Here is a 16,920-nt window from a genome sequence, read left to right on the forward strand (position 1 = left end):
AGCGCCCGGGGCGACAAAACCGGAGCCGGCAGAGACGATGCTCCGCAATCGGAGCATGCGGGCAGACCGCGTCCCCGCTGACCCCCTGTCGAGCGAACCGGCCCCACGGGGGAGGGTTCCGCAGACCGAAACAGATACGACCATGTTACAAGAGAACCTGATTAAGATTTACGAACAGAGCTTCCGCGAGAATCGTGAGATGGCCGCTCTGACCGACTACTTCAAGAAAGAGGAGTTTTCCTACTACGAGATGGCCAAGGAGATTGCCAAGCTCCACCTGCTCTTCAAGAAGGCAGGCATCAAGCGCGGCGACAAAATCGCCCTGGTAGGACGCAACAACCCGCGGTGGTGCATCACCTATATCGGAACCATCACCTACGGCGCGGTCATCGTTCCCATCCTCCAGGACTTCACCCCGGCCGACATCATCCACATCATCAACCACTCGGAGAGCCGCCTGCTCTTCCTGGGCGACAACTACTGGGACAACATCGAGGAGGACCAGATTCGCCAGATTGAGGCGGTCTTCTCGCTCACCGACTTCCACGTCATCTACGAGCGCGACGGCAAGTCGCTGAGCAAGTACCAGAGCAACATCGTCAAGAACTACCGCTCGAAGTATCCGCGCGGATTCAGCATCGACGACATCAGGTACCCCGACATACCCAACGACCAGGTCATCCTGCTCAACTACACGTCGGGCACCACGGGCTACTCGAAGGGGGTCATGCTGACGGTCAACAACCTCACGGGCAACGTCCTCTTCGCCATGACGGCGCTCAACACCCGCACGCAGACCCGCTACTTCCAGCGGGGCGGCCGCACGCTCTCGTTCCTGCCGCTGGCCCACGCCTACGGCTGCGCCTTCGACTTCCTGGCACCGCTGGCCGTCGGCGGCCACATCACGCTGCTGGGCCGCATCCCCTCGCCCAAGATTCTGCTCGAGGCGATGGCCGAGGTCAAGCCCACCATCATCTGCTGCGTACCGATGATTCTCGAGAAGGTCTACCGCAAGCAGGTGCTCCCGCTGCTCGAAAAGGGTCCCATGTCGATTGCCATGAAGATTCCGCTGCTCAACTCGGCCATCCATTCGGTCATCCGCCGCAAGCTGATGGAGGCATTCGGCGGCAACGTGCTGATTTTCATCGTAGGCGGTGCCCCGATGAACCAGGAGACCGAGTCGTTCCTCATGAAAATACACTTCCCCATCACCATCGGCTACGGCATGACCGAGTGCGCGCCGCTCATCAGCTTCACCCCCGACAACGAGTTCAAGGCGGGCTCGTGCGGCCGCTACCTCCATGGCTTCCTCGAGGTGAAAATCGACTCGCCCGACCCCGAACATACGGCCGGCGAGATTCTCGTTAAGGGCGAGAACGTCATGAAGGGGTACTACAAGAACGAAAAGGATACGAACAAGGTGCTCACCCCCGACGGATGGCTCCACACGGGCGACATGGGGACGATGGACCCCGACGGCACGCTCTACATCCGCGGCCGCTCGAAGACGATGATTCTCGGCGGCAACGGCCAGAACATCTACCCCGAGGAGATTGAGGACAAGCTCAACAACATGTACCTGGTGCTCGAATCGCTGGTGCTCGACTCGGGGAACGGCCGCCTGCGGGCGCTGGTGGTGCCCGACTACGAGCAGGCCGAGAAAGAGGGGGTCGACAAGAACGACCTGCCCGCCATCATGGAGAACAACCTCAAGGAGCTCAACACGCTGCTGGCGGCCTACGAGCGCGTCAACTCGATTACCATCTACCCCACCGAGTTCGAGAAGACCCCCAAGCGGAGCATCAAGCGCTACCTCTACACCACGGCGCTGCTCGACTGACCCCGCCCCGCACCCGTGCGGCAACGGGACAACGGCCCCGGACAATCCGTGCGGCACGGCGCCGCAACGCACCTCCGCCCCGCACCCGTGCGGCAATGCGACAACGGCCCCCGGACAATCCGCGCGGCAACGCACTTATACAACGGACCTCACCCCGCGCCCCGTGCGGCAATGCACTTATACAACGGACCTCCGCCCCAGGGACGGACGGTCCGTTTTTTGCGGAATAATCGCTATCTTTACGGCATGAAAATCACGAAAAAGCAAGCCATCGGCGAGAACCTGCTCTACGTGATGGTCTGGCTGGCCATCATTCTGGTGCCGGTGCTCAACTCGCAGATGATGTCCGAGCTGCACATCAGTCTGGAGAACGTGCTGATTGCCTGGCGCAAAATCGCCCCCTACCTGATTGTCTTCATCGTCCACAACGCCATCATCGCCCCGCGGCTGATGCTCCGCCACCGCTATGCGCTCTACCTGGTGGTGAATCTACTCTTCATCATCACGGTCTTCTGGGCCGTGGACCTCTACGACCAGTACTTCTCCACCCCGCTGCTCTTCACCGAGGAGGAGCCCTTCGACGAGCACCGCAAGGCGTCGTTCACCGACCTGGAGCTCTACTGGAACGTCGTGCTGGCGCTCTTCATGACCGGCGCCAACTCGGGCATCAAGCTCATGTACCAGTCGATTCGCGACGAGCAGGAGATGGAGGAGCTCAAGCGCCAGAACATGCAGGCCGAGATGGACTACCTCAAGTACCAGATTAACCCGCACTTCTTCATGAACACGCTCAACAACATCCACGCGCTGATTGACATCGACCCCGAGTGCGCCAAGGATGCCGTCATCGAGCTCTCGAAGATGATGCGCTACGTGCTCTACGACTCGGGACGCGAGGTCATCCCGCTCAGCCGCGACATCCAGTTCCTCGAGAACTACATCGAACTGATGCGCATCCGCTATACGGACAACGTCGAGATTCGCCTCGACTACCCCCGCCCGCTGCCCGACGGAGTCTCGATTCCGCCGCTGCTTTTCATCGTCTTCGTCGAGAACGCCTTCAAGCACGGAGTGAGCTACAACCGCCGCTCGTTCATCCACATCGAGATTGCCTGCACTCCCGAGCGCGTGACGGGCACCATCGTCAACAGCCGCAACCCCGAGAGCGGCAACCGCCCGACGGGCATCGGACTGGAGAACGTCCGCAAGCGGCTCGAACTCATCTACGGCCCGCGCAACTACACGCTGCACATCGACGAGCAGCCGGATACCTATACCGTACAACTCGAAATCCCGACCCTGCATGCTTAAGTGTCTTGCCATCGACGACGAACCGCTGGCCCTGCGACAGCTCAAGGCCTACATCGCCAAGATTCCCTATCTGGAGCTGGCAGCCCTGTGCAACGACGCGCTCGAGGCACAGGAGTTTCTCGCCACGCACAGCGTCGACCTGATTTTCGTCGACATCAACATGCCCGACCTCAACGGCGTGGACTTCGTCCGCTCGCTCACCCAGAGGCCGATGGTGGTCTTCACGACAGCCTACTCGGAGTATGCCGTCGAGGGGTTCAAGCTCGACGCCGTCGACTACCTGCTCAAGCCCTTCAGCTTCGCCGACTTCAGCCGCTCGGTCTCGAAGGCCAACCAGCTCTACGAGCTGCGCCACAACCAGCGCACGGCTCCGGAGGCCGAAGCGGAGGCGGCGCCCAAGGACAAGGAGTATATCTCGGTGAAGGCCGACTACAAGGTTTCGCTAGTGAAAATCAGCGACATCGTCTATCTTGAAAGCGAGGGGGAGTACGTGCGGCTCCATCTGGCCGACGGTTCGAGCATCACCACCCTCTTCCGGCTCAAGAACATGGAGGCGGCGCTCCCCTCGGAACACTTCATGCGGGTGCACCGCTCCTACATCGTCAATCTGAAGTACACGCGGGCCTATGTCAAGGGGCGCGTCTATCTGAGCGACACGGAGTATGTCCCCATCGGGGAGAACTACAAGGAGGCCTTCCAGGCCTATATCGACCGCACGTTCCGGAATCTCTGACCGCCCGGCCCTGTCGGCCTCAGAGGGCCGAATGCCCCGGCTCTTCCGGCTTTGCGCCGGCGGCCGGCACCTCCGGCGCCCCGCACGAGGCGTCGTCCGAAGAATCGCTCAGGTCGGGAAAGGCCCCGAGCGGCAGACACTGCCCGTCGCGGCAGGCGTAGCAGTAGTGGTTCAGGCCGTTGGTGAGCAGGATGTAGCGGGCGCCGAGCACCGAGTTGTAGCGCACGGCCTGGGCGAGCGTACGCCCGTCGAGCTTCACGTCGGGGGCCTTGCATTCGGCCAGCAGCAGCGGCTGCCCGGCCGCATCGACCACCACCACGTCGGCCCGCTGCGGCTGCCCGTTGAGCCGCACGGGATACTCCTGCACGATGCGCTTGGCGCAGGCGCCGCACCGCTCCACAAGGAAGACGAGCAGATGGCGGCGCACCCACTCCTCGGGCGTCAGCACCAGATAGCACCCCCGCCACTCATCCCACACCTCGGTCTGCGCACCCTGCCGGCGGGCGCGGAGCTTCACGGGCGGGAAATTGAGTTTGGGAGGCCGCAACATGGGAGTTCCAAAAAAATTAGTATCTTTATGCGCACAAATATACGAATTCCCATGCGAACTCTTCTTGCAACCATAGCCCTTTTTTTGCTCACGCCGACGCTCCGCGCCCAGCAGCTCCCCGCCTCCTTCGGCAAGGAGGCAACGCGCGGCGAGGTGGTCGTCTACCCCACCCAGGCCGAGGCAACGGCGGGTGAGCGCAGCTCGAAATACCTCACGCGGCTCGAAGGCTGGACGCGCGAGGGCAACCGCTTCACCACCCCCTTCACCGTCCCCTTCGCCTGGGCCAATCGCCAGGTGCTCTTCCACATCTCGGCCGCGACGGCCGACTACGAAGTCTACGTCAACGGTAAGCAGGTGGCCTATAACGCCAACAGCTGCAACCCCGCCGAGTTCAACATCACGCGTGCCGTCCACGAAGGGCGCAACACGCTCGAGGTGGTGCTCTCCAACCCCTCGCCCCTCGCTCCGCTCGAGAGCTGGCGCGAGGAGTCCGCGCAGGCCGCCATCGGTCAGACGTGGGTCATGAGCCAGCCGACGATGTACATCCGCGACTACTATGCGCGCACGTGGCTGAGCGACACGACGGCCATGGCCGAGATTACGGTGGTGGTCAAGAGCGGGGCGCTCAACCCCCGCACCTCGCGCGTATACTGCGAGCTGCTCGCCCCGTCGGGCGAACAGGTCCTCTTCGACCAGAAGGAGCTGACGCTCGATATGCGCCGCGAGGATACGCTCCGCTTCCTGACCCCGATTCCGAAGAACCTGCTCTGGAGCGACGAGCTGCCGACCCGCTACACGCTGCGGCTCCGCACGCAGCACGAGGGGCGCTACGGCGAGTATATCGAGGCGAAGGTGGGCTTCCGCGCCCTGGAGTGGCGCGAGGGACGGCTGCTGCTGAACGGGCAGCCCGTCACGCTGCGGACGGCCGAGGTGGCCCCCTACATCCAGCCGCAGGAGCTGGCCCTGCTGCGCGAGCAGGGTTACAACACGCTCCGCGTCAAGGCGGGGGCCGAGGTGCCGGGATTCTACAACACATGCGACGAGATGGGCCTTATGGTCATCGCCCAGGCGCCGCTCAACACGAGCCGCAGCGGCAATTCGCGCCGCAAGGGGGGCAACCCGACCAACGACCCGCGCTGGAAGGGGGCCTACATCGAGCGGACAACCGACAGCTACTACTCGGCGCGGCGCCATTGCTCGGTCATTGCCTTCTCGCTGGCCGAAAATTCGTCGAACGGCACCAACCTCTACGATTCATACTTGACAATGAAGCAGTTGGGCGACGAACGGCCCGTCATCTACCCCGCAGCAGAGGGTGAATGGAACACGGACCTGGTGGTGACGGAGTGAAAAAAAATGCATTTTTTAAAAAAAATCGTGCAAATATTTTGGAGATATGAAAATTCGCCGTATATTTGCACTCGCAATCAGGAAATGATTGATGCCTCTCTAGCTCAGTTGGTAGAGCACGACACTCTTAATGTTGGGGTCCAGGGTTCGAGCCCCTGGGGGGGTACCAAGGAAAACCTCTCGAGATTACTCGAGAGGTTTTTCGTTTTTATCCCGCTCCCGGCTATTGACTCCGGCTTCCGATTCAGGCTATTCTGTTAGCTCCGACTACCGGCCGCGACCGGGTGCAAAGGCGTTGGTCCGCAACTGCAACCAAAAAGGCGGCCCGGCACTGTTGCCGGGCCGCCGCCTCTTTCACACGGGCCTTACCCTACCGCAGCTCGCGGCCCCAGTTGCGCACGGCAGCCGAGCCCCGCATCACCTCGGGCGAGAGCATGCGGCCGCGCAGCTTGTCCGACGAGGCCTGTGCCTCACGACGCCCGAGCTGCATCGCCTCGCAGCGCGCCGCCGGCACCGGCTCCGAAACCGGCGCACGGAGCGACTCGTCGAGCTGGCGCAGCGGGCAGGGAACCATCTCCACCGGCAGCTCCGGCCGCTCGGCATAGGGCCAGAACCAGGGATACTCCGAAATCGGCGTCACCCCTTCGTGGTTCACCTGGATGATTTCGCGCTGAATGGGACCGTAGTTGCCCTCGGCATCGATGGCCACGGCGCACAGCGTCATCGGGACATCCCACGCCAGCGAATAGATGGGACAATAGACATTCTTGTTGCCGTCGTTCTCCATCTTGGCCGCAAGCCGGTAATCGGGATAATCGCTCGTCGAGGTATAATCACCCTGATAGAGCGCCGTCCAGGTCGTCACGGCATTCTCGCTCCGCTCCGTACGGAAGTAGCCCACGGCAACCTCCGAGGAGACACCACCCATGTAGGGGTCGACCTCGGCAACGTCGCCGCCGTCGAAGTACATCTCGAGCCGGTGGGTCACGGTCTCCGACGAAAGCACGTAGGGCGTGGTCTTGAAGGCCTTCACGACGGGTTCCGACTGGAGCTTGCCCTCCTCGTCGCACGCGGCCGCCCAGGTGATGTAGTTCTTGTCGGGAGTGAGGAACGAGAGCCGGTAGGTGAACTCGTTCTTGGCCGTAATCTGGTAGACCACGTCTCGGACCGTAAGCGAGGGCAGCTGCTCGATGAGGCGGGCGATGAGCTCGTCGTAGTAGCGCTGAATCGCCGCGGCATCGGCTCCGTACTCGTTGTAGGTATCCTCGGGCATGATTTCATAGGCATAGCGGACCGACTCCATCGAGGGCTTGTAGGTAGCCTCGGCCTTGAACTGGTGGGGCACCACCTCGATTTCGAAGTCAAGGTCGACGACCGCGCCCGTTGCCGGCGTGCGGAAGTTGCGGCGGAAGAGCCCCGTCGTATTGACGCCCGACTCGTAGCCGAAGGCCAGCACGACCCACTCCGTATCGGGTGCGAGCTCGTAGAAGGTCTGCGTCCGCGTTCCGAACTTGAGTTCCGAGTCGACCGAAGGGCCGAACTTCTGAATCATGGCGTCGATAATCTCCTGGTCGCTCGAGAACTTCGTCAGCTCGTCGGCATAGAAGAGGTTGACCAGGTAGAACTCGTCGTCGTTGTCGGGCGTCGTGGTGACGTCGGCCTGGTCGGGCTTGATGTTCGAGACCTCGATGGCGATGGTCATGTCGGAGGCCTCGACGGCCGGCGTGCGGAACTTCTCGAAGGCGCACCGGTCGGAGATGTTGCCCTCGGCATCGACCACCACGGCATAGGCGTAGTATTCGGTGTCCTGCGTCAAATCCTCGTAGGTATATTCATCGGTTCCCTGCACGCTCATGGCCCGGACGAGCTCCTCAACCGTCATGCCGCCCGACGAAGCGGTATAGGAGGCCACCTGCCTGAAGTACTCGAGCACGGCGCCTTCACCGCCGCCCAGAGCCTCGTAGTCAGCGGCCTCCATCAAATCGGTGCAGTAGAACACCTCGGGTTCGGAGGCCTCCGTGACAACGGTCATGCGCGTATACTCGAGCACCGGGGTCGAGAAGGTGAACCGGACCAGCTCTTCGGGAGCCGGCTGCGTGCGGAACTCGCTGCGGGCAACCGCTCCGTCGGCACGCCCCGTCTCATCCATCCGGTAGGCGTAGATGAAGTAGTCGGTATCGGGGTCGAGCTCCTCGAAACGGCCCTCCGTCTGGCCGCACTCCAGCCGCTGGCGGAGCGCCTCCTCGAAGGTAATGCCCTTGCTTGCAGCCTGCTGCTCGACAAGCGCCCGGTCGTCGGCCTTGAGCGTGGCATCGTCGACATAGGACGCCTTCTTGATGTAGTATGCGAAGTAGGTCAGACTCTGGTCGTCGGGCATAATCGAGAATTCGACCGAGTTGGAGGTGGGTTCGGCCACCGCAAAGGTAAAGGAGAGCTCTTTCCACGCGGGGGTTTCGCTCTCATCCGAACTGCAGGAGAAGAGCGTGCTGAACGCCAGCAGGGCGCCCAGAAGCGACAGAAGTTTTTTCATGTTTTTTAAGGGTTAGATGGGTTTTGTCTCACAAGATAGGATTTTGCAGCCGTTTCTCCAAATATTTTCTCCTCTTTCGGGCGGACGGATTGATACTTTTTGGAGCCGGAGGCGGACAAAACAGCCCCATCCGGGGACAATCCGGCCTCTTTCCGAAAGCGGGAAGAGGCACGAACCAGAAGGGGGCACAGGAGGGGCCGGAGGGAGAACTGAAACAGGAGGAACCGGAGCAAGTAATGGCCGGGACCGAAGGGCGCCGGAACCGTAAAAAAAAGCGACGCCGGAGGGGTCGGAGCAGGGAAGGCAATGTGGCCGGAGGAAAGGCCATGCGGGGAGAGGACGCGGAGGCCGGGAAAGGCGACGCGGAGGGGTCGGAGCAGGGAAGGCGATGTGGCCGGGAAAGGGCGTGGAAAGGCCAGGGCCGGAAAAGGGAAGATGCCGGGGCTGGAGGAAGAGCTATGCGGGGGGCAAAGGCCAGAGAAACGCCGTCTCCATACAGCAAGCGGAGCGGAACCTCCGTCAGGGAAGTTCCGCTCCGCAGGGTGACGCAGGGTCGGCTATTTGAAGAATATCGACGAAATCTCCTTGTAGTTGTGGACGCGCTCGATGACGTCGGCAAAGAGGTCCGCCACCGAGAGCACCGTAAACTTGTGAAGGTCCTTCTCGGGCTTGAGCGGAATGGTGTCGGTGACAATCACCTCCTCCAGCGCGCTGTCGTTGATGCGCTCGTAGGCCGGGCCCGAGAGCACGGGGTGGGTAATGGCCGCACGCACGCTCTTCGCGCCGCGCGCCATGAGCATGTCGGCAGCCATGCAGATGGTGCCCGCCGTATCAATCATGTCGTCGACGATGAGCACGTTGCGCCCCTCGACCTCGCCGATGGCGGTCATCTTGCCCACGACGTTGGCCTTCGCACGCTCCTTGTGCGAGATGATAATCGGTGTACCGAGGTGCTTGGCGTAGGTGTTGGCCCGCTTGGCGCCGCCCATGTCGGGTGCGGCAATCGAGAGGTCCTCGATGTTGAGACTCTTGATATAGGGGACGAAGATGCCGCTGGCGTAGAGCGCGTCGACCGGAACGTCGAAGAAGCCCTGAATCTGGTCGGCGTGGAGGTCCATCGTCATGATGCGGTCCACACCGGCGGCCATGAGCATGTTGGCCACCAGCTTGGCGCCAATCGGCACGCGGGGACGGTCCTTGCGGTCCTGACGCGCCCAGCCGAAGTAGGGCATCACGGCCACCACCTTGTAGGCCGAGGCGCGGCGCGCCGCATCAATCATCATCAGCAACTCCATCAGGTTGTCCGAGGGCGGGAAGGTCGACTGGATGATGAAGACCGTACAGCCACGGATGGATTCGTTGTAGCTCGGCTGGAATTCGCCGTCGCTGAAGCGCAGCACGTCCGATTTGCCGAGGGTCGTGCCATAGCTGGCGACGATTTTTTCGGCAAGATATTCGGAACCCTGCCCTGCGAAAAACTTGATTTTGTGGATTGCCATAGGTATGGAGGGTTTTTGATGTTGCAAATATAGGACAATACGGTGAAAAAAAACACTTTGCCGGTTACCTTTTTTCAACACCGGTGCCCGATTTAGGTCCGCACGGCAGCTTTTTCAGCCCTGAGCCAGACACTCTTCGATGAAATCGAGCAGCTCGTCGCGCCCGGTGCCCCGCTCCGACGAGGTAACAAGCATCGGCGGCAGCTCCTCCCACTGCTCCGCGAGCGTCTGGCGGTAGCGCTCGACGCTTCGCTGCAGCTGCGCCTTCGAGAGCTTGTCGGCCTTCGTGAAGAGAATCCCGAACGGGACGCCGTTCATGCCGAGCATCTCGATGAAGCGCAGGTCGATTTTCTGGGGCTCGAGCCGCGCGTCGACCAGCACGAAGAGGTAGTGCATCTTCTCGCAGCGGAGCACGTAGTCGGTGATGAGCTTCGAGAAGCCCTCGCGCTGGCTCTTCGAGGTACGGGCATAGCCGTAGCCCGGCAGGTCGACCAGATACCACGCGTCGTTGATGCGGAAGTGGTTGATGAGGCGCGTCTTGCCGGGCGTCGCTGAGACCTTGGCCAGGCCGTTGCGGCCCGTGAGCATGTTGATGAGCGACGATTTGCCCACGTTGCTCCGCCCGATGAAGGCGATGTCGCGCAGCGAGTCGGCGGGCACCTGCGAGATGCGCTCGGAGCTGCACTGGAATTCGGCTTTGAGAATCTGCATGCGTCAAAACAATTGAAAGGACAACGGACGGAGCGGCACGCCCCGCAACTGCCGGTTTACTGACCTGCTTATCGGCCGGTCTGCCGTCTCCGGCGGCGGAAAGGCCGGGAGACGGAAGGCGAGAAGGAGGGCTGGAGGCCGGGAGGCGGAAGGCACCCCGCCCCACTCCCGTGGCGGCCCGGTGAGGGGTGTTACTTGAGCGGCGAATCGGGTTCGCGCGACATGACCAGATAGAACATGCGGTCGAGGAAGGCCGGGGCGAACTTCTTGACGAAGTGCGTGGCGCGTCCCTCGGCCTCCATCAGGCAGAGACGCTTGCGGTGACGCACGCCCCGGGCGATGATGCGGGCCACCTGTGCGGCGGTCATCATCTTCGACTCGTCGCGCGGCGTCTCGCCCTGCTGCGAACCGTTGGCCGTGAGGGCCGAGAAGCGGACGTTCGAGGCGGTGAAGCCCGGGCAGGCAATCATCACGTGGAGCCCCTTCTTGAGGTTCTCGATGCGCAGCGTCTCGAGGAAGCCCGTCATGGCGTACTTCGAGGCCGAATAGCCCGTACGTCCCGGCAGGCCGTGCAGGCCGGCCACCGACGAGACGCCGACAATCGAGCCGTGCGACGCCTGCAGGTAGGGCAGCGCATACTTGCAGCAGTAGACCGTCCCCCAGAAGTTGACATCCATCAGGCGGTGTAGCACGTCGAGCTCCACGTCGTCGAAGAGCGCCCGCATCGAAATACCCGCATTGCAGAGCAGGATATCCACGCCGCCGAATTCGCGCACGGCCGTGGCGATGAGCTCGCGGCACTCCTCGGGGCGGGTCACGTCGACGGCGCAGCAGGCGGCCTGCCCGCCCTGGGCGCGAATCTCGTCGACGATGTGCTGGAGTTTCTGCAGGCTGCGCGCTCCCAGCACGACACGCCCGCCCTCGGCGGCAAATTCACGCGCCAGCGCCTCGCCGATTCCCGACGATGCGCCCGTCACGACGACGACCTTGTCCTTGAAATACTGTTTCATTATCTCCTGTTTATGTTTTTCGTTCTGTTCCCTGTCCGGCGCGCCGGAGGCTTCGCCCCGCCGCTTCGTACAGCCGTTTACTCCTCCCCAATCTCGACCTGAAGGCCGTCGTAGGCCATGTGCACGCCGCAGGGCAGACGGGGCTCGGTCTCGGCCTGCAGCCCGATGTCGTGCGACATGTGGGTGAGGTAGGCCTCACGCGGCGCCACGCGGCGGATGAGCACAAGCGCCTCCTCGACGTTGAAGTGCGAATCGTGGGGCGCAAAGCGCAGCGCGTTGACCACCAGCACCTCCACCCCGGCGAGTTTGGCCACTTCGGACTCCTCGATGGTCTTGAAATCGGTCAGGTAGGCCAGCGGCCCGATGCGGTAGCCCGTCACCGTGAAGCGCTCGGAGTGGTGCCCCGCTACGGGGACGACCTCCACGCCCTTGACCTCGAAGGGGTGGTCGAGGTCGATTTCGTGGAGCTCGATTTCGGGCACGCCGCGGTACTTGTCCTGCGCGAAGGCGTAGTCGAAATCCTTGCGCACGACGGCCAGCGTACGCGGCGCGGCATAGATGTCCACGCGATGGATGGCGGCGGGATAGTCCACGAAGTTGAAGGCCCGCACGTCGTCCAGACCGCCGATGTGGTCCTTGTGTTCGTGCGTGAGGAGAATCGCATCAATGTGGCGCACTCCGGTGCGGAGCATCTGGCAGCGGAAGTCGGGTCCCGCGTCGATGACCAGACGCACGCCGCGCGTCTCGACCATGGCCGACGTGCGCAGCCGGTTGTCGCGCGGGTCGGTCGAACGGCAGACGGCGCACCGGCATCCGATGACGGGGACCCCCTGCGAGGTCCCGGTTCCCAGAAAAGTGAGTTTCATGAGGCAAAAATAGGAAAAATCCGCGGAAGCTCCTCCATCTGCGTGCAGGTTTTGCCCTCGGCACGACACGACTTATCGAGGTCCGCCCCTCACCGCGGCTCCGGAGGCGTCACGCCCGGTCGGTGCCGGAGACAATACGGTTCTTGTACTCGTCGATGAGCTCCAGCCCCTTGGCGGTGGCGATTCCGCGGAAGAAGGTGCTGATTACCTGAATGAAGGCCTCGCGCTCGGTCATCCCCTCGGGCAGCACCAAATCGCGGCGCTCCACCAGCACCGAGGCGGTATGGTAGAGCATCGTGATGGCCAAATCGAGGTTGAAGTCCGCCACGAAGAATCCGTCGGCTATCCCCTTTTCGAGCATCTCTCGGATGTTGCGCCGGTTCTTCTCGGCCCCTTCATGCAGCACGCGGTCGTGCACCGCAGGATGGAACTTGCGCAGGCTGCTCATGATGCGGTTGGCAGTCTCCGACTGGGCCATCAGCTCGTTGAGTTCGAGGAAAATGGCCTCCAGCACGTCGCGCGCCCCGGCACTCAGACGGGCCCGGCGCTCGTTGCACTCCCCGAAATAGCTCTCGACGGCCAGAAAGAGGAGCGTCTCCTTGTCGCCGAAGAGCTCGTAGAGCGTCCGCTTCGAGATGCCCATCATCTGGGCGATGTCGTCCATGCGCACCGCCTTGATTCCCTGCTTGAGGAATATCTGCATCGCCTGAGCGACGATTTTCTCCTTGTGGAGGTTATGTTCCGGAGCTTTCACGCGGCAAAGATAGCGAAGAAACCCGAAAAACCCAAAAAGTTTTCCATTCCGCCGCCGGTTCTACCGCACGGAAACAGGATTTTCGCCATCGCGGGACCCCGGAATTTCGCCGTCTCGAAAAAAATCCGTATCTTGTAGGTGAGAACCTGAAACCAACCGCCATGAAACGCTTCATCAGCCTGCTGCTTCTGCTGCTGCCCGCCGCAGCAGCAGCACAGCCGCCCGTCGCGCCCGAGCAGGCGCCGGAATCAAAGGCGGCTCCGGCGCCCGCAGAGGCCCTGCGCGCCCCACGACCCGATACCGTCGCACTGCCGATGCACGACCACACGGGGCTGGTCGGCGAGTGCCCCTACCGCCACGCCTTTACCGAGCCGCGCTCGGTCGTTCCCCTCACGCCATGCGGCAACGCGTATGCCGAATGCCGCCGCATGCTCGGCGAGGATAAGCTGCCCGCGGCCGGAGATGTGCACATCGACCAGCTGGTCAACCACTTCACCTACGACTACCCCGCACCCACAGACGGAGCGTCGCTCTCGTTCACGGCCGAGATGGCCCCCTGCCCGTGGAATGCCGAGCACCGGCTCGTCCGCTTCGGCATCCGCCTCCGCGACGCCGCCGACACGACCCTGCTGCCGCTCCGCCATGCACGGCTGCGCGTGGAGTTCAACCCCGCACAGGTCGTAGCCTACCGTCTGGTGGGTGACGACCGCATCCTTCCCCAGCCGCGCCACCGCCACAGAAGGCACGATGCGGCGCGACGCGGCGGACGCCTCGAGGCGGGCTACTCGACGACGATTCTCTACGAGGTGATTCCCGCCGATGCTGAACGCTCGCCGGAGCGGGCCTCGGCCCTTCGGCTCGAGAGCCGCGAAGGGGTTCCCGTCGTACTCATCCCCTCCTCCGAGCTGCTCACGGCACGGGTGCGCTACCACCTTCCGGGGGTCCGCCGCGGCGAGCAGATGACCGCGACGCTCAAGGAGGAGAACCTCGTGGAGCTGACGGGCGACTTCGCCTTTGCGGCCGCCGTGGCGATGTACGGGCAGCTGCTGAGCGACTCGGAGTTCCGCGGCGACTCCACCTGGGACAAGGTGCTCGAACTGGCCGAAAAGGGGCTCGGCAGTGACCCCGACGAAGAGCGCCGCGAGTTCATCGCCCTGGTGCGCATGGCCCAGATGCTCGACAGCCGCCGCTGACCCCGCAGCGGCCGGGCCGATGGAGCGGACCGGGCCAAGCCAAACCGAACAAAACCAAGCCGAACCGATAGACCGGGCCGGCGGGCTGGGCTGGCGGGCTGGACCGGCGGGCTGGACCGGCGAAGCAGACCGAGCCGGTGTATAGGACCAACGGGCTGGGCCGGACCGGGAAGCACGCCTCACAAGCAAAACGGGCGGGCCGCACACAAAAGAGTTAAACCCTGCAAAAAGAGAGGGGCGAGGTTCGACCTCGCCCCTTTTCGTCTCTTTGCCTTCCGTCGGCGGCCTCAACGCTTGCGCAGGTAGACCGTCGCCGTACGCGACGTGTTGTAGATGCGGATGTGGTGGCGCGTCTGCCCGTCGTCGCACACGACGGGGGTAGAGAGGTGCTCGACATCCATCGACTGCCGCTCCGGACCTCCGAAGCGCTTCTCGTCGGTCGAGAGGATGGGCACATAGCGACCCGGCCCCTGCACCTGCAGCTCGTAGTCGGGAATCGAGGCCGTGGGGTGCCAGTTGAAGACGAAGAGCAGCCGCCCGTGCGAGAAGACCATCGTCTTGTTCTGCTCGTCCATCTGCTGGTTCCAGGCATAGCCGTCGCCCAGCACGTTGTAGCGCTTCACCAGCCGCAGCATCGCCTTGTCGAAGGCCCCCAGCCACGAGTAGCGCAGCAGCCCGTTGCGCGAGAGCGACCACAGCCGCCGCGCATGGGCATAGCTCCAGCCGTTGCCCTCGCGCGGGAAGTCAATCCACTCGGGGTGGCCAAACTCGTTGCCCATGAAGTTCAGGTAGGCCTGACCGCCCGTCGAGATGGTCATCAGCCGAATCATCATGTGGAGTGCCATGCCCCGGTCGATGATGAAGTTCTCCGAGGCGCGGTCCATGTGGAAGTACATCTCCTTGTCCATCAGCCGGAAGGCGATGGTCTTGTCGCCCACGAGCGCCTGGTCGTGCGACTCGGCATAGGCCACGGTCTTCACCTCGGGCAGACGGTTGGTCATCACCGACCACATCTCCCAGATGTTCCACTGCTCGTCGGGGATGTCCTTGAGCAGCTTAATCCAGAAGTCGGGAATCGCCATTCCGAGGCGGTAGTCGAAGCCCACCCCGCCGTCGTCAATGGGGATGCACATGCCCGGCATGCCGCTCACATCCTCGGCGATGGTGACCGCCGTGGGGCGGAAATCGTGGATGAGGCGGTTGGCCAGCGTCAGGTAGCAGAGCGCATCGGTGTTGACCCCGCTGTCGAAAAAGCGCTCGCGGCAGTCGAAGTCGACGTAGCCGTGGTGGTGGTAAATCATCGAAGTGACGCCGTCGAAGCGGTAGCCGTCGAAGTGGAACTCGTCGAGCCAGTACTTGACGTTCGAGAGCAGGAAGTGCTGCACCTCGCGCTTGCCGTAGTCGAAGAGCTTCGAGTCCCAGTAGGGCTGGTAGCCCGCCTCGCCCGGCAGCGAATAGAGGTGGTCCGTACCGTCGAGCTCGTTGATGCCCTCATTGAGGTTCTTGACGTAGTGGGCATGGACCAGGTCCATGATGACGGCCAGCCCCATCTCGTGGGCGCGGCGGATGAGCTCCTTGAGCTCCTCGGGGGTACCGCAGCGGCTCGTCGGGGCGAAGAAGCTCGAGACGTGGTAGCCGAACGAGCCGTAGTAGGGGTGCTCGGCGATGGCCATCAGCTGCACGGCATTGTAGCCGTCGCGCTTGATGATGGGGAGAATCTTCTCGGTGAACTCGCGGTAGGTGCCCACCCCTTCGCGCTCCTGGGCCATCCCCACGTGGGCCTCGTAGATGAGCAGACTGCCCACCTGCGCGATGTCGAAGCGGTCGCCCTTCCAGTCGAAGGGGCCGGGGTTCCAGAACTGCGCCGTGTAGTCCTTCGTCTTGTCGTCCTGCACCACGCGCGTGGCGTAGGCCGGGATGCGGTCCAGCCAGCCGTTGTCGCCGTGGACGTGGATTTTGTAGAGCGAGCCGTGCGTCAGCCGGTCGCCGTACATGGCCGCCGGCAGGAAGATACTCCAGACGCCGGCCGCATCCTTGCTCAGCCGCAGCTCGGTGCGCTGCCAGTTGTTGAAGTCGCCGAAGAGGTAGACGTCGTAGGCGCCGGGCAGCCATTCGCGGAACCACCACCCGTCGAGGTCGTCGTCCCACTGCCAGCCGAAATAGCGGTATCCGTTGGCATAGTCGACGATGTTGCCGGCCGAAGCCTCAATATCCTTCATGTGGTTCAGGTAGCGCTCACGGCGGCGGAGAAGCTCCCCTTCGACGGGGGCGAGCCACTCGTCCCGTTCGACCATCGGAAGATGTCGCGACGTTTGTTCCATAGCGTGTCAGTAGCGGTTGATTTACTACAAATATACGAAAAAATCCGATGCCGTCGGCATCCGCCCACTGAAAATCGACACCCCGCCGCCGGCAAAAAGGCCGGGCCCCGCCCGAAGCGTGGCCCGATATTGAAGTTGAGCCCCAAACAGGGCATCGGCGCAAACCGCCGGCCCGGATTGAGTCGATATTCGGGGCCCAAAGGTTGACCGGCGATACAAAAAAACGACAAATCGCAATACCCTGTTTGCCGA

Annotated in this window: 13 protein-coding genes and 1 tRNA gene; 6 read left to right on the forward strand and 8 right to left on the reverse strand. The window is 62.8% G+C overall.

Going from position 1 to position 16,920, the window contains the following annotated elements; genetic code table 11:
- Nucleotides 1-142 precede the first annotated feature (142 nt).
- The 3 genes from B5F90_RS03885 to B5F90_RS03895 all read left to right on the forward strand — a co-directional run bounded on the left by B5F90_RS03885 (nucleotide 143) and on the right by B5F90_RS03895 (nucleotide 3,884).
- Nucleotides 143-1,840 carry an AMP-binding protein gene (locus B5F90_RS03885; RefSeq protein WP_087361386.1) on the forward strand — a complete coding sequence of 566 codons (1,698 nt, stop codon included), beginning with the start codon at nucleotides 143-145 and terminating at the stop codon, nucleotides 1,838-1,840.
- A 246-nt stretch (nucleotides 1,841-2,086) separates the two neighbouring features.
- Nucleotides 2,087-3,151, forward strand: coding sequence for a histidine kinase (locus B5F90_RS03890; protein WP_087361388.1), 1,065 nt, complete (start codon nucleotides 2,087-2,089; stop codon nucleotides 3,149-3,151).
- Nucleotides 3,144-3,884 carry a LytTR family DNA-binding domain-containing protein gene (locus B5F90_RS03895; protein WP_087361390.1) on the forward strand — a complete coding sequence of 247 codons (741 nt, stop codon included), beginning with the start codon at nucleotides 3,144-3,146 and terminating at the stop codon, nucleotides 3,882-3,884. Before B5F90_RS03890 ends, B5F90_RS03895 begins: the two co-directional genes overlap by 8 nt.
- A gap of 19 nt (nucleotides 3,885-3,903) precedes the next feature.
- On the opposite strand, the gene B5F90_RS03900 is transcribed toward B5F90_RS03895, so the two are convergent.
- Nucleotides 3,904-4,401, reverse strand: coding sequence for a type I restriction enzyme HsdR N-terminal domain-containing protein (locus tag B5F90_RS03900; RefSeq protein WP_343213191.1), 498 nt, complete (start codon nucleotides 4,399-4,401; stop codon nucleotides 3,904-3,906).
- An 84-nt stretch (nucleotides 4,402-4,485) separates the two neighbouring features.
- Between B5F90_RS03900 and B5F90_RS03905 the strand changes: the two genes are divergently transcribed.
- Complete coding sequence (locus B5F90_RS03905) at nucleotides 4,486-5,784, forward strand: glycoside hydrolase family 2 TIM barrel-domain containing protein (protein WP_087361394.1); 1,299 nt, start codon at nucleotides 4,486-4,488, stop codon at nucleotides 5,782-5,784.
- Nucleotides 5,785-5,877: 93 nt separating this feature from the next.
- Nucleotides 5,878-5,953 (forward strand) — tRNA-Lys (locus tag B5F90_RS03910).
- Nucleotides 5,954-6,154: 201 nt separating this feature from the next.
- On the opposite strand, the gene B5F90_RS03915 is transcribed toward B5F90_RS03910, so the two are convergent.
- From B5F90_RS03915 to B5F90_RS03940, 6 genes are all read right to left on the reverse strand, one after another.
- Nucleotides 6,155-8,314, reverse strand: a complete 2,160-nt coding sequence (locus B5F90_RS03915; protein WP_087361396.1) for a hypothetical protein — start codon at nucleotides 8,312-8,314, stop codon at nucleotides 6,155-6,157.
- A gap of 557 nt (nucleotides 8,315-8,871) precedes the next feature.
- Complete coding sequence (locus B5F90_RS03920; protein ID WP_087361398.1) at nucleotides 8,872-9,813, reverse strand: ribose-phosphate pyrophosphokinase; 942 nt, start codon at nucleotides 9,811-9,813, stop codon at nucleotides 8,872-8,874.
- 114 nt (nucleotides 9,814-9,927) lie between these two features.
- Complete coding sequence (gene yihA, locus B5F90_RS03925; protein WP_087361400.1) at nucleotides 9,928-10,524, reverse strand: ribosome biogenesis GTP-binding protein YihA/YsxC; 597 nt, start codon at nucleotides 10,522-10,524, stop codon at nucleotides 9,928-9,930.
- Between the two features lie 191 nt (nucleotides 10,525-10,715).
- The gene (locus tag B5F90_RS03930) at nucleotides 10,716-11,534 is read right to left on the reverse strand and encodes an SDR family oxidoreductase (protein ID WP_087361402.1); all 819 of its coding nucleotides are present in this window, start codon (nucleotides 11,532-11,534) and stop codon (nucleotides 10,716-10,718) included.
- A 77-nt stretch (nucleotides 11,535-11,611) separates the two neighbouring features.
- Nucleotides 11,612-12,400 carry an MBL fold metallo-hydrolase gene (locus B5F90_RS03935; protein WP_087361404.1) on the reverse strand — a complete coding sequence of 263 codons (789 nt, stop codon included), beginning with the start codon at nucleotides 12,398-12,400 and terminating at the stop codon, nucleotides 11,612-11,614.
- 109 nt (nucleotides 12,401-12,509) lie between these two features.
- On the reverse strand, nucleotides 12,510-13,154 hold the full coding sequence (locus B5F90_RS03940; RefSeq protein WP_239307738.1) for a TetR/AcrR family transcriptional regulator: 645 nt from the start codon (nucleotides 13,152-13,154) through the stop codon (nucleotides 12,510-12,512).
- 161 nt (nucleotides 13,155-13,315) lie between these two features.
- Here B5F90_RS03940 and B5F90_RS03945 point away from each other — a divergent pair, with 161 nt between their 5' ends.
- Nucleotides 13,316-14,347: a von Willebrand factor type A domain-containing protein gene (locus tag B5F90_RS03945; protein WP_087361406.1), complete on the forward strand. Its 1,032-nt coding sequence runs from the start codon at nucleotides 13,316-13,318 to the stop codon at nucleotides 14,345-14,347.
- 287 nt (nucleotides 14,348-14,634) lie between these two features.
- Here B5F90_RS03945 and B5F90_RS03950 read toward each other — a convergent pair whose 3' ends face one another.
- Nucleotides 14,635-16,668 (reverse strand): alpha-amylase family glycosyl hydrolase, encoded by a 2,034-nt coding sequence (locus tag B5F90_RS03950; RefSeq protein WP_087361408.1) that lies wholly within the window; start codon nucleotides 16,666-16,668, stop codon nucleotides 14,635-14,637.
- Nucleotides 16,669-16,920: the final 252 nt, after the last annotated feature.

It is taken from the genome of Alistipes sp. An31A (genome assembly GCF_002159425.1).
GTDB classification, from domain to species: Bacteria; Bacteroidota; Bacteroidia; order Bacteroidales; family Rikenellaceae; genus Alistipes; species Alistipes excrementigallinarum.

Excerpts from the sequence above, each read along its gene's own strand:
- B5F90_RS03905 (WP_087361394.1), top strand. The coding sequence starts at position 4,486 with ATGCGAACTCTTCTTGCAACCATAGCCCTTTTTTTGCTCACGCCGACG.
- yihA (WP_087361400.1), bottom strand. The coding sequence starts at position 10,524 with ATGCAGATTCTCAAAGCCGAATTCCAGTGCAGCTCCGAGCGCATCTCG.
- B5F90_RS03890 (WP_087361388.1), top strand. The coding sequence starts at position 2,087 with ATGAAAATCACGAAAAAGCAAGCCATCGGCGAGAACCTGCTCTACGTG.
- B5F90_RS03950 (WP_087361408.1), bottom strand. The coding sequence starts at position 16,668 with ATGGAACAAACGTCGCGACATCTTCCGATGGTCGAACGGGACGAGTGG.
- B5F90_RS03885 (WP_087361386.1), top strand. The coding sequence starts at position 143 with ATGTTACAAGAGAACCTGATTAAGATTTACGAACAGAGCTTCCGCGAG.
- B5F90_RS03945 (WP_087361406.1), top strand. The coding sequence starts at position 13,316 with ATGAAACGCTTCATCAGCCTGCTGCTTCTGCTGCTGCCCGCCGCAGCA.
- B5F90_RS03935 (WP_087361404.1), bottom strand. The coding sequence starts at position 12,400 with ATGAAACTCACTTTTCTGGGAACCGGGACCTCGCAGGGGGTCCCCGTC.
- B5F90_RS03930 (WP_087361402.1), bottom strand. The coding sequence starts at position 11,534 with ATGAAACAGTATTTCAAGGACAAGGTCGTCGTCGTGACGGGCGCATCG.
- B5F90_RS03895 (WP_087361390.1), top strand. The coding sequence starts at position 3,144 with ATGCTTAAGTGTCTTGCCATCGACGACGAACCGCTGGCCCTGCGACAG.
- B5F90_RS03920 (WP_087361398.1), bottom strand. The coding sequence starts at position 9,813 with ATGGCAATCCACAAAATCAAGTTTTTCGCAGGGCAGGGTTCCGAATAT.
- B5F90_RS03915 (WP_087361396.1), bottom strand. The coding sequence starts at position 8,314 with ATGAAAAAACTTCTGTCGCTTCTGGGCGCCCTGCTGGCGTTCAGCACG.